The sequence below is a fragment of the Actinomadura bangladeshensis genome, assembly GCF_004348335.1.
GTDB classification, from domain to species: Bacteria; Actinomycetota; Actinomycetes; order Streptosporangiales; family Streptosporangiaceae; genus Spirillospora; species Spirillospora bangladeshensis.
Genome location: NZ_SMJW01000253.1, coordinates 1 through 11,039 on the forward strand (window position 1 = coordinate 1; position 11,039 = coordinate 11,039).

At 74.3% G+C, this 11,039-nt stretch carries 12 protein-coding genes; 5 read left to right on the plus strand and 7 right to left on the minus strand.

The features are described 5' to 3' along the window. The first annotated feature begins 86 nt into the window (after positions 1-86). Positions 87-1,358 carry a hydroxyacid-oxoacid transhydrogenase gene (locus tag E1284_RS33045; protein ID WP_131944092.1) on the plus strand — a complete coding sequence of 424 codons (1,272 nt, stop codon included), beginning with the start codon at positions 87-89 and terminating at the stop codon, positions 1,356-1,358. A 74-nt stretch (positions 1,359-1,432) separates the two neighbouring features. Here the strand turns inward: E1284_RS33045 and E1284_RS33050 are convergent, their stop codons facing one another. Then, the gene (locus E1284_RS33050) at positions 1,433-2,536 is read right to left on the minus strand and encodes an alpha/beta hydrolase (RefSeq protein ID WP_131944093.1); all 1,104 of its coding nucleotides are present in this window, start codon (positions 2,534-2,536) and stop codon (positions 1,433-1,435) included. Positions 2,537-2,682: 146 nt separating this feature from the next. Here E1284_RS33050 and E1284_RS33055 point away from each other — a divergent pair, with 146 nt between their 5' ends. Beyond that, on the plus strand, positions 2,683-3,483 hold the full coding sequence (locus E1284_RS33055) for a tryptophan 2,3-dioxygenase (RefSeq protein WP_131944094.1): 801 nt from the start codon (positions 2,683-2,685) through the stop codon (positions 3,481-3,483). Then, a complete protein-coding gene (locus E1284_RS33060; RefSeq protein ID WP_131944095.1) occupies positions 3,473-4,792 on the plus strand; it encodes an FAD-dependent oxidoreductase in 1,320 nt (439 codons plus the stop codon). The genes E1284_RS33055 and E1284_RS33060 overlap by 11 nt, the downstream gene beginning before the upstream one ends. Here the strand turns inward: E1284_RS33060 and E1284_RS33065 are convergent. Further along, entirely contained in the window at positions 4,789-6,213 is a 1,425-nt protein-coding gene (locus E1284_RS33065) for a DHA2 family efflux MFS transporter permease subunit (RefSeq protein WP_243714895.1), read from the minus strand. The genes E1284_RS33060 and E1284_RS33065 overlap by 4 nt on opposite strands. Positions 6,214-6,293: 80 nt before the next feature. Between E1284_RS33065 and E1284_RS33070 the strand changes: the two genes are divergently transcribed. Then, positions 6,294-6,536, plus strand: coding sequence for a hypothetical protein (locus E1284_RS33070; protein WP_131944096.1), 243 nt, complete (start codon positions 6,294-6,296; stop codon positions 6,534-6,536). On the opposite strand, the gene E1284_RS33075 is transcribed toward E1284_RS33070, so the two are convergent. Genes E1284_RS33075 through moaA form a run of 3 tightly spaced genes read right to left on the minus strand, consistent with a single transcriptional unit; the run spans position 6,533 to position 8,408 of the window. After that, entirely contained in the window at positions 6,533-6,814 is a 282-nt protein-coding gene (locus tag E1284_RS33075; RefSeq protein ID WP_131944097.1) for a DUF6457 domain-containing protein, read from the minus strand. The two genes, E1284_RS33070 and E1284_RS33075, sit on opposite strands and share 4 nt — an antisense overlap. Before the next feature lie 49 nt (positions 6,815-6,863). Beyond that, on the minus strand, positions 6,864-7,418 hold the full coding sequence (gene mobA / locus E1284_RS33080; protein WP_131944098.1) for a molybdenum cofactor guanylyltransferase: 555 nt from the start codon (positions 7,416-7,418) through the stop codon (positions 6,864-6,866). After that, positions 7,419-8,408 (minus strand): GTP 3',8-cyclase MoaA, encoded by a 990-nt coding sequence (gene moaA, locus E1284_RS33085; protein WP_131944099.1) that lies wholly within the window; start codon positions 8,406-8,408, stop codon positions 7,419-7,421. Positions 8,409-8,550: 142 nt separating this feature from the next. Here moaA and E1284_RS33090 point away from each other — a divergent pair, with 142 nt between their 5' ends. Continuing rightward, positions 8,551-9,360 (plus strand): alpha/beta fold hydrolase, encoded by an 810-nt coding sequence (locus E1284_RS33090; RefSeq protein WP_131944100.1) that lies wholly within the window; start codon positions 8,551-8,553, stop codon positions 9,358-9,360. 15 nt (positions 9,361-9,375) lie between these two features. Here the strand turns inward: E1284_RS33090 and E1284_RS33095 are convergent, their stop codons facing one another. Then, positions 9,376-10,569 (minus strand): RtcB family protein, encoded by a 1,194-nt coding sequence (locus E1284_RS33095; RefSeq protein ID WP_131944101.1) that lies wholly within the window; start codon positions 10,567-10,569, stop codon positions 9,376-9,378. 94 nt (positions 10,570-10,663) lie between these two features. Further along, positions 10,664-10,900, minus strand: coding sequence for a SelB domain-containing protein (locus E1284_RS43870; RefSeq protein ID WP_341770447.1), 237 nt, complete (start codon positions 10,898-10,900; stop codon positions 10,664-10,666). Between the last annotated feature and the right edge of the window lie 139 nt (positions 10,901-11,039).

Genomic DNA, 11,039 nt, shown 5'->3' on the forward strand with positions numbered 1-11,039 from the left:
CCTCCGCCCCGTCCGCACCTCGGCCGGCGACCTGCCCTGACCCCGGCCCCCGGCCCGGGCCGGCCCGGTGTGGCACCGTGGGGGGCATGGTGAGCGAGACGGTCTTCACGTATGGGGCTCCGCAGCTGAAGTTCGGAAGCGGGGCGGCGGACGAGATCGGGTTCGATCTGGCGCAGTACGGGGTGCGGCGGGTGCTCGTCGTGACCGACGCCGGGGTCGCCGCGACGGGCGGGCCGCAGCGGATCGCGGACGCGATGAAGGCGTACGGGATCACGGCCGAGGTGTTCGCCGGCGTCCATGTCGAGCCGACGGACGCGAGCATGCGGCAGGCCGTCGAGTACGCGCGGGAGACCGGGCCCCACGACGCCTACGTCGCGGTCGGGGGCGGGTCCAGCATCGACACCGCCAAGGCGGTCGACCTGCTCACCACCAACGAGGGCGACCTCGCGGAGTACCTCAACCCGCCGGTGGGGGCCGGGCGGGCGCCGGAGCGGCCGCTGCTGCCGCTGGTCGCCGTCCCGACGACGACCGGCACCGGCGCCGAGAGCACGACGGTGTGCGTGCTCGACGTGCTGGACCTGCGGGTCAAGACGGGCATCAGCCATCCGCGGCTGCGGCCCGTGCTGGCCGTGGTGGACCCGGAGCTGACGATGTCGCAGCCCGCCGGGGTGACCGCGTCGGCGGGGATGGACATCCTGTGCCACGCGCTGGAGAGCTACACCGCGCGGCCCTACGACGCGTTCGAGCGCAAGCGGCCGGAGCAGCGGGTGCCGTACTGCGGCGCGAACCCGGTGTCGGACATGTGGGCCGAGAAGTCGCTGAGCCTGCTGTCGCGGTCGTTCCGCCGGGCCGTCCGGGACGGGGACGACCGGGAGGCCCGCACCGAGATGGCGCTGGCGGCGACGTTCGCCGGGCTCGGGTTCGGCAACGCCGGGGTGCACATCCCGCACGCCAACGCCTACCCGATCGCCGGGCGGGTGAAGGATTTCCGGCCGGACGGCTACCCGGGCGAGGAGGCGATGGTCCCGCACGGGATGTCGGTGGCGCTGACCGCGCCGGAGGCGTTCCGCTTCACGTTCGAGGCGCGTCCGGAGCGGCACGTGCGCGCGGCGGAGCTGCTCGACCCCGGCATGGAGCGGCCGGACGACCCCGCCGAGCACCTGCCGCGCGCCGTGATCCGGCTGATGCGCGACATCGGGATGCCGGACGGGATCGGCGGCGTCGGGTACGGCGAGGGCGACATCCCCGGCCTGGTCGAAGGCGCGATGAAGCAGCAGCGGCTGCTCGCGATCGCGCCCCGCCCGGTCGACGGGGACGCGGTGGCGGGGATCTTCCGGCGGTCGCTGCGCCTCTGGTGACCGGCCCGTGGTGACCGGCCCGTGGTGACCGGCCCGTGGTGACCGGCCCGTGGTGACCGGCCCGTGGTGACCGGTCAGTGGTCGCGGACCCAGGCGTCGATCAGGTAGGCGGCGCGGGGGCGCGAGTCCGGCAGGTAGTGGGTGTCCTTGATGTGGTCCAGGGTCTTGTCGGACGTGGCGAGCGCGTCGAAGATCGCGCGGGCGTCGCTGTCGTAGACGCATGCGTCGGCGGTCGCGTGGATCACCAGGGACGGGACGGTGATCCGCGCGAGGTGCGGCGCGGCCGTGCACTGGGAGGTGCGCAGGCTCCACATCGACAGCCAGGAGCGCAGCGTGCACAGGGAGCCGATGCCGAACACGCCGTAGTTGGCCTTGGCGGGTTCGCCGAGGTAGCAGCGGTTGGGTGCGCGGTCGGACGGCTCGATGGCCGGGTCGATCATGCGGAGGTCGGCCCAGGTGCGGTGCACGTTGAACAGGGCGTCCCGGGCGCGGGTGCCCTTCAGCGCGTCCAGCCGGGTCAAGACCCAGTCGGTGATGCGCTCGTTGCGGGCGCGCTGCGCGGCGCGGTAGCGGGCCTGGAACTCGGGGCTGTAGGGCGGGCCGTTCCCGGGGTCGAACGGGTCGAGGGAGGGGTCGACGGAGAGGGCGTCGGCCTCGTCGGTCACCGACGGGTCCATCCAGGCGGTGAGGACCTCGGGGCGGCCGGAGTGGGCGGCGAGGGCGATGAACAGGTCGCCGGCGGGCAGGTCCTCGATCGCGGCGACGGGGCGCATCCCGGCGACGGCCGTGACGTTCGGCGCCACGGCCTGGGACTGGTAGGCGGCCATCAGGGAGCCGCCGCCGGAGTTGCCGAGCAGCACGATCCGCTCGGCCCCGGCCCGTTCGCGCAGCCACCGCACGCCCGCGCCGATCTCGGCGAGCGCGTGGTCGAGCAGGAAGTACGCCTCGTTGCCGCGGAAGCGGGTGTTCCAGCCGAGGAAGCCGTAGCCGCGGGCGGCGAGGTGATCGGCGAGGTAGTGCTCGGAGAAGTCGACGTTGTAGTGGGCCGCGATGAACGCCGTCTTCGGCGGGCTCCCCGCGGGCCGGTGGTAGACGCCCTGGCAGGGGTGCCCGCCCGCGCCGGCCCGCCCCACCAGGGGCGACGGCAGCCCCACGAACTCCTTCACGATCTCGCTCATCCGGGACCCCTCCGGCCGCTACCGAATCGGGTTCTGATCGTAGGGGGTGCCCCCGGCCGGGGCGGTTCGGGGGCACCCGTCACCGGGAGGCGCCCGAACGATCCCTTATGCTGCGGCTCACATCCGTTGTGTCGCAAGGAGGCGTGATGGCGGATTCGCCGACAATGACGTACGGCGGCTACCTGCGGCTCGACGATCTTCTCTCCTGCCAGGAGCCGAAGACGCGGGCCCACGACGAGCTGCTGTTCGTGGTCATCCACCAGGTCTACGAGCTGTGGTTCAAGCAGATCCTGCACGAGGCCGCGCAGCTGCAGCGCCGGCTGGAGGACGGCAACAGCGCCGGGGCGCTGCACACCGCCCGCCGGATCGCCAAGATCCTCAAGACCGTGGTCGGGCAGCTGGACGTGCTGGAGACCATGACCCCCCGGCAGTTCGCCGCGTTCCGCGACGTCCTCGGCAGCTCCAGCGGGTTCCAGAGCGAGCAGTTCCGCGAGATCGAGGCCGTCCTCGGGCGGCGCTCGTTCCCCGCGTCGGTGCTGCGCGACGACGAGCGGCTCCGCGCCGCCGTGTCGCGCCCGTCGGTCTTCGACTCGCTGCTGCGCTACCTCGACCGCCACGGGTTCACCGTGCCGCGCGAGGCGTTGGACCGTGACACCTCCACGCCGTGGGAGCCGGACGCGGGCGTCCAGAAGGCGCTGCTGGCCGTCTACGCGGACGAGTCCGCGCCGGCCGCCGAGGTCTGCGAGGCGCTCGTCGACGTCGACGAGGGCGTCCAGGAGTGGCGGTACCGGCACCTGAAGATGGTCGAGCGCACGATCGGCGCGAAGATCGGCACCGGCGGGTCGGCGGGCGCCGACTACCTGCGCCGGACGCTGTTCGCGCCCGCCTTCCCCGACCTGTGGGAGGTCCGCTCGCAGACCGGCGAGGTCCCCGTCCATGGCGGCTGACGGCGCCCCGGCGGGGCCGGAGCGGGTCGCGATCGTCGGCGCGGGCCTGGCGGGCTGCCTGCTCGCGGTGCTGCTGGGGCGCCGCGGCGTCCCGGTCACCGTGTACGAGCGGCGCCCGGACCCGCGCGTCGCCGGCGCCGAGCGGGGCCGCTCGATCAACCTGGCGATCTCCGCCCGCGGCCTCGCCGCGCTGGAGCAGGTGGGGCTGAGCGACCAGTCGCTCAAGCGGGCGCTGCCCATGCACGGGCGGATGGTGCACCCGCTGCGGGGGGCGCAGAACTTCCAGCCCTACAGCGCCGACGGCGAGCGCGCCATCAACTCCATCGGCCGCGCCGAGCTGAACGCGTCGCTGCTGGACACCGCCGAGGCCACGCCCGGCGTCACGCTCCGGTTCTCCCGGCGCGTGACCGGGGTGGACACCGAGGCCGGGGCGCTGCTGTTCGAGGACGCCGGGGCCGAGCCCGCCGACGTCGTCCTGGCCGGGGACGGCGCCTACAGCGCGGTCCGCCGGTCCCTGGGCTTCGACCACGACGCCGACTTCCTGGAGCACGGCTACAAGGAGCTGACCGTCCCGCCGCGGGACGGCGAGTTCGCGCTCGACCCGGACGCGCTGCACATCTGGCCGCGCGGCACCTCGATGATGATCGCGCTGCCGAACCTGGACCGGTCGTTCACCTGCACGCTGTTCTGGCCGAAGGGCGACTTCGACGCGCTCGACACGCCCGCGAAGGTCACCGCGTACTTCGAGGAGCACTATCCGGACGTCGTGGGCCTGATGCCCGGCCTCACCGACGACTACGCGCGCAACCCGGTCGGGTCGCTGGTGACCGTCCGGGCCTGGCCGTGGACGCGGTACGGCGCGGGCGCGACCGTGGCGCTGCTCGGCGATGCCGCGCACGCGATCGTCCCGTTCTTCGGGCAGGGCGCCAACTGCGCGTTCGAGGACTGCATCGAGATCGACCGGTGCCTCACCGAGGCGGGCGGCGACTGGCGGCGGGCCCTGTCGCTCTACCAGGAGCGGCGCAAGGCCAACACCGACGCGATCGCCGAGATGGCCCTCGACAACTTCGTCGAGATGCGCGACCGGGTGTCGTCCCCGCTGTACCGGGCGAAGCAGGCCGCGACGCACGCGCTCGAGCGGCGCCTCGCCGGGCGGTACGTCTCCCGCTACGAACTGGTGTCGTTCTCGACGCTGCCGTACGCGCGGATCCCCGCCCGGATCAGGCGGCAGAACCTGGTGCTCGGCGCCGCCGTCGCGGGCGGTGCCGCCGCGATGGCGCTGGCCGTCCGCGCGGCGCGGCGGCGCTAGCGGCGCCGGCGGCGGCCCGCGGCAAGGTCCGCGACGGCCGCCGCCAGCGCCGCCAGCACGAACCCCAGAATGACGATCAGCCCGTGCCGGAACGCCAGCGCCCAGTCCCCGCGCGTGCTCGCCACGGCGGCGAAGAACACCGCCCCGACGGCGGCGACGCCCATCGCGGTGCCGACCCGCTGCCCGGTCTGCAGGACGCCCGCCGCGCTGCCGCCCTCGGTGTGGCGGACCTCCGACAGCGTCAGCGTCTGGTTGGGCGCGATGACCAGGCCGCTGCCGAGCCCGGCGGCGAGCAGCGGCGCGGCGGTCGCCCAGCCGACGCCGTGCCCCGGCACCAGTTCCACGGCGACCCAGACGGCGCCGAGCGCGACGGCCACCAGGACGAGCCCGGCGGCGACGAGCGGGCGTCCGTACCGCGACACGATCCGGCCGCCGACCGCCGAGGCCAGCCCGGACCCGACCGCGAACGGCGTGATCGCGAGGCCGGCGCCGAGCGCGCTGTAGCCGAGGCCGTTCTGCAGGTAGAGGGTGAAGATGAAGAAGATCGCGGTGAACCCGGCGAAGTACAGCAGGGCGATCGCCGTCCCGAGCGTGTAGGAGCGCAGCCGGAACAGCCGCAGGTCGACCATCGGCGACCTCGCGCGGCGCTCCCACGCGACGAACACCCCGATCAGGGCGGCGCCCGCGAGGACGAGCAGCCACTTCAGCCCGCCCTGCCACTGCCGCTCCTGGACGAACGGCAGCAGCACGCACACGACGCCGGCGCCGAGCAGCAGCACGCCGAGCGGGTCGAGGCCCTGCCGCTCGCCGTAGATCGGTGCGGGCAGCAGCCGCCACGCCAGGAACAGCCCCGCGATGCCGACGGGGACGTTGACGTAGAACACCCACCGCCAGCCGTCCCCCTGGCCGCCGAGGGCGATCAGCACGCCGCCGAGCAGCGGCCCGACGGCCGTCGCGATCCCGATCACGGCGCCGAGCGCGCCGAACGCCCGGCCCCGCTCCGCGCCCCGGAACAGCTGCTGGATGAGGCCCGCGACCTGCGGGTTCAGGATCCCGCCTGCGACGCCCTGCACGAGCCGGGCGAGGACGAGCAGCAGGATCGTCGGCGCGAGCCCGGCGCCCGCGCTCGCCACCGTGAACAGCGCGAGCCCGGACATGAACACCGCACGGCGGCTGCGGGCGTCGCCGAGCCGCCCCGCCGGGACCAGGACGAGCCCGAACGTCAGCGCGTACCCCGACAGGATCCACTGGAGCTGTGCCTCGGAGGCGTCCAGGCCCGCCCGGATCGAGGGCAGCGCCACGTTGACGATGCTGACGTCCAGCAGCGTCATGAACGCCGAGACCAGGCACACCGACAGCGCCCGCCAGCGGTGGACCCCGTCCCCGCCCGGCCGCGGGCCCTCCGCCGACTCCCTCCGCACGGCGGGCTCTTATCCGGGGATCACCCGGTGAAACCCGGGCCGGGAACGTTCCCGCCGGGCGGCTGTGCCACAGTTGCCGGATGACCGACTCCGCCCCGGGACCCGGTCCCGACGAACTGCTGTGCTCCGCCAAGGGCTGCCGCGCCGCCGCCGTGTGGGCGCTGCGCTGGAACAACCCGAAGATCCACACGGCGGACCGGCGGAAGATCTGGCTGGCCTGCGACGAGCACCGCGAGAGCCTGTCGGCGTTCCTGTCCCGCCGCGACTTCCTGAAGGACGTCGTGCCCGTCGCCGACCGCGACGCCCCGCCGCAGGGCGGCTAGGTCTCGTCGAGGACGGGCTCCCCGGCCGGCCCCGGCACCTCCGGCGCGTCGCCCTTCCAGCCCTCGGCCATCTCGGTCAGCCGGGCGGCCGCGTCCCGGGCGGGCGCGCCGCGCCCGACGGCGAGGCCGAGCAGGTACGCGGTCAGCGGCGCGCCCGGCCGCGCGACCCCGTGCGCGACGTCGCGGGCGAGGTCCAGGATCAGGCTCTGGTCGATGTCGGCGCGTTCCAGGCCCAGTTCGAGGCAGGCCGCGTTGATCCAGTCCTCCAGCACCGGCATGGGTCCCCCTTCGCGGATGGTCACGGCATCTCTGCCCACTCTCCCACGGTCAGAGCAGGCGCTCGGCGGCGGCCAGCTCCTCGGGGGTGTCGCAGTCGTACCAGGCGGGGCGGGCGCCCGCCGGGACCGCGACCGCGGCGGGCTCCAGCGGCCCGAGCAGGCCGCGCAGCGAGGCGCCCCGGTAGTCGCGCAGCGCCTCCCGCAGGGCGCCGGTGCGCCAGCAGCCGGCGAGCCACTGCTCGCGGCCCTCGCCGTCCAGCAGCAGGGCGCCGGGCCCGTCCCCCATCGCCGCCAGCAGCCGGTCGAGGTGGGCGGGGCGCAGGAACGGCATGTCGGCGGCCAGCAGCGCCAGCCGCGGCGCGCGGACCTCGGCGAGCCCGGCGCGCAGCGCGGGCACCGGGCCGGCGCCGGGCGGGTCCTCGCGGACGACGACGGCGCCCGGCAGGACGTCGCGCCGGGGCCCGACCACGATCAGCCGGGACGCGCCGGCCGCGGCCGCGGCCGTCCACTCGATGAGGGCGCGCCCGCCGACGGGCGCGGCGGGCTTGTCGGCGCCGAACCTGCGGGCCCGCCCGCCCGCCAGCAGGACGGCGTCGAAGTCCACTCAGCCGCCGATCGCGGACATGGGCCGGGCGGGCTGCAGGAACGACGGGTCGTCGATGCCGTGCCCGGCGCGCTTGGCCCAGACGGCCTTGCGCCAGCTCTCGGCCAGCTCGGCGTCGGTGGCGCCGGCGCGCAGCGCGTCCCGCAGGTTGGACTCCTCGGTGGCGAACAGGCAGTTGCGGATCTGCCCGTCGGCGGTGAGCCGCACCCGGTCGCAGGCGCCGCAGAACGGCCGCGTCACCGATCCGATGACGCCGACCGTCTCCGGGCCGCCGCCGATCAGGAACGACTCGGCGGGGGCGCTGCCCCGGTCGTGGGCCGCGTCGGGGGCCAGGTCGAACTCGGCCGACAGCCGGGCCAGGATCTCGTCCGCCGTGATCATGTTCTTGCGGGTCCAGCCGTGCTGGGCGTCCAGCGGCATCTGCTCGATGAACCGCAGCCGGTAGCCGTGCTCCAGGCAGTACCGCAGCAGCGGGACGGCCTCGTGGTCGTTGACGCCGCGCATCAGCACCGTGTTGATCTTCACGGGTTCGAGCCCGGCGGCCCGCGCCGCCGCGAGCCCCGCCAGGACGTCGTCCAGCCGGTCGCGGTGCGCGAGCCGTTTGAAGACGTCGCGGTCGAGCGTATCGAGGGACACGTTCACCCGGTCGAGCCCGGCCTCGGCGAGCGGCGCGGCCAGCCGGGCGAGCCCGATGCCGTTGGTGGTCAGCGAGATCTGCGGGCGCGGCGACAGCTCCGCCGTCCGCCGCACGATCTCCGGCAGGCCGCGCCGCAGCAGCGGCTCGCCGCCGGTGTAGCGGACCTCGGTGATCCCGAGGTCGCGGACGGCGAGGCCCACCAGCCGGATCACCTCGTCGTCGGTGAGCAGCTCCGGCTTGGGCAGCCAGTCCAGCCCCTCCGGTGGCATGCAGTACGAGCACCGCAGGTTGCAGCGGTCGGTGAGCGAGACCCGCAGGTCCGTCGCGGTACGGCCGAAGGTGTCGACCAGCACGGGCGCCCCTTCCTGCTGACCGGCGGCCCGGGGTTGCGGCCCGCCGGAGGTTGCGGTCGGTCAGACCAGCCTATTCCGGCGGTTGACGTTTCGTCGCATCCCGGTGGAGCGTGATGTCCTGCACACGATCAGGGAGGTTCCAGTGACGACGGTGCGCGAGTGGGAGTTCGCGGGCACGCGGGGCGCGGTCACCGCCCGGATCTGGGCGGACGGTGACCCCCGCTACATCGCGGTCCTCGTGCACGGCTACGGCGAGCACCTCGGCCGCTACGACCACGTCGCGGACGTCCTCGTCCGGCACGGCGCCGTCGTCTGCGGGCCCGACCACATGGGCCACGGCCGCTCCGCCGGCGACCGCGTGCTGATCGAGGACTACGAGGACGTCGTCGCCGACGTCGCCACCGTGGTGGAGTCGGCGCGCGGCGACCACCCCGGCCTGCCCGTCGTCATGATCGGCCACTCGATGGGCGGCCTGATCGCCGCCCGGTACGCCCAGCTGCACGGCGGCGGCCTCGCGGCGCTCGTCCTGTCGGGCCCCGTCCTCGGCCGCTGGCACGCCGTCGACGAACTGCTGCCCCTGGACGAGATGCCGGACGCGCCCATCGACACCGCCACGCTGTCCCGCGACCCGGCCGTCGGCAAGGCGTACACCGAGGACCCGCTCGTCTGGCACGGCCCGTTCAAGAAGCCCACCATCGAGGCCCTGGACGCCGCCCTGCGCCGCATCGGCGACCACGGCTCCCTCGGCGCGCTCCCCACCCTCCACGTGCACGGGGAGGACGACCGGCTCGTCCCGCTGGAGGGCACCCTCACCGGCATCGAGGCGATCCGCGGCGCCGGCCTGACCCAGCGGATCTACCCCGCCGCGCGCCACGAGGTCTTCAACGAGACCAACCGCGACGAGGTCCTGGCGGACGTCACCGCCTTCATCGACCGCGCCCTCGGGGCCTGACCCGCCGGGCGCGGGTCAGCCCTTCACGCAGATGAGCTGGCGGAGGCGGGCGACCACCTCGACCAGGTCGGACTGGGCCTCGATGACCGTCTCCAGGTCCTTGTAGGCGCCGGGGATCTCGTCGACGACGCCGGAGTCCTTGCGGCACTCGACGCCCCGTGTCTGCTCGACCAGGTCGTCCACGGTGAAGCTCTTGCGGGCCTTGTTGCGGCTCATGCGGCGGCCCGCGCCGTGGGAGGCGGAGTTGTAGGCGGCCTCGTTGCCGAGGCCGCGGACGATGTAGGTGCCGGTCGCCATCGAGCCCGGGATGATCCCGAGGTCGCCGCGGCCCGCGCGGATCGCGCCCTTGCGGGTGACGAGCAGCTCCTGACCGCCGTACTCCTCCTCCGCCACGTAGTTGTGGTGGCAGGAGATGACCTCGCCCCAGCGGCAGCGCTTCTCGCCGAACCGGTTGGTCACGACGTTCTGCGCGAGCGCCATCATGACGGCGCGGTTGCGGCGCGCGTACTCCTGCGCCCAGAACAGGTCGTGGCGGTAGGCGTCCATCTTGGCGGTGCCGGTGAGGAACACGGCGAGGTCGCTGTCCGGCAGGTCCTGGTTGTGCGGGAGCTTGCGCGCGGCCTCGATGTGGTGCTCGGCCAGCTCGTTGCCGATGTTGCGCGACCCCGAGTGCAGGACGAGCCAGATCGCGCCCTCGTCGTCGGCGCACAGCTCCAGGAAGTGGTTGCCGCCGCCGAGCGTGCCCATCTGCTGGCGGGCGCGGCCGTGGCGGGACCGCACCGCCGGGTGCAGGTCGTCGAGCCGCTTCCAGAAGTCGTACCAGCCGCGCTCCTTCAGGTTGGGCAGCGCGGACGGGTCGACGGGATGCTTGTGGGAGCCGCGCCCGACCGGGATCGCCTTCTCCAGGCGGTGCCTGATGCCGGCGAGGTCGTCCGGCATGTCCTCGACCGTGAGGGACGACTTGACGGCGGTCATGCCGCAGCCGATGTCGACGCCGACGGCCGCCGGGGACACCGCGTCCTTCATCGCGATCACCGAGCCGACGGTGGCGCCCTTGCCGTAGTGGACGTCGGGCATCACCGCGAGGCCCTCCACCCAGGGCAGGGCGGAGACGTTGCGGAGCTGGTCGAGGGCGAGGTCCTCGACGGTTTCGGGAGCGGTCCACATCCGGATGGGAACGCGGCCGCCCTTGAGCGTCTGGTACGGCATGCCTTCTCCTTGATCGACGGGAACCGGACCGCGATCTATGAGGCCAGAGCCACCGGTCGCCGTTCAACCGGTTTTCCCGCCTCGGCGGGGTTCATCACCGCCCCGCGCGGCGGCGTTCGGTGAGGCCGAGCCGGTCCAGGTGGCGCAGCAGCGCGACCGCCACGCGGCGGTCGGTGGAGAGGGCATCGGCCGCCTGACCTGGGGTGAACGGCTGCGGCAGGCCGTTCAGGACGCGCAGCGCGTCGTGGTCGGCGCCCGGCAGGAGGATGATGTCGCCCTCGTCCTCGGGGACGCGCAGGACCGCGCCGGCGCGCTCGGCGGCGGCGAGCAGGTCGCCGGTGAGGCCGAGCTCGCCGAGGCGCTCGGCGGACGGCGGGACGAAGGGGGCGTCCGCGAGGCCGGCGCGGAGCCGCTCGACGGCCGCCGTCCAGGGCGGCGGGGGTGTCGCTGTCGCTTATACACATCTGGCG

Excerpts from the sequence above, each read along its gene's own strand:
- E1284_RS33045 (WP_131944092.1), top strand. The coding sequence starts at position 87 with ATGGTGAGCGAGACGGTCTTCACGTATGGGGCTCCGCAGCTGAAGTTC.
- E1284_RS33050 (WP_131944093.1), bottom strand. The coding sequence starts at position 2,536 with ATGAGCGAGATCGTGAAGGAGTTCGTGGGGCTGCCGTCGCCCCTGGTG.
- E1284_RS33055 (WP_131944094.1), top strand. The coding sequence starts at position 2,683 with ATGGCGGATTCGCCGACAATGACGTACGGCGGCTACCTGCGGCTCGAC.
- E1284_RS33060 (WP_131944095.1), top strand. The coding sequence starts at position 3,473 with ATGGCGGCTGACGGCGCCCCGGCGGGGCCGGAGCGGGTCGCGATCGTC.
- E1284_RS33070 (WP_131944096.1), top strand. The coding sequence starts at position 6,294 with ATGACCGACTCCGCCCCGGGACCCGGTCCCGACGAACTGCTGTGCTCC.
- E1284_RS33075 (WP_131944097.1), bottom strand. The coding sequence starts at position 6,814 with ATGCCGGTGCTGGAGGACTGGATCAACGCGGCCTGCCTCGAACTGGGC.
- E1284_RS33095 (WP_131944101.1), bottom strand. The coding sequence starts at position 10,569 with ATGCCGTACCAGACGCTCAAGGGCGGCCGCGTTCCCATCCGGATGTGG.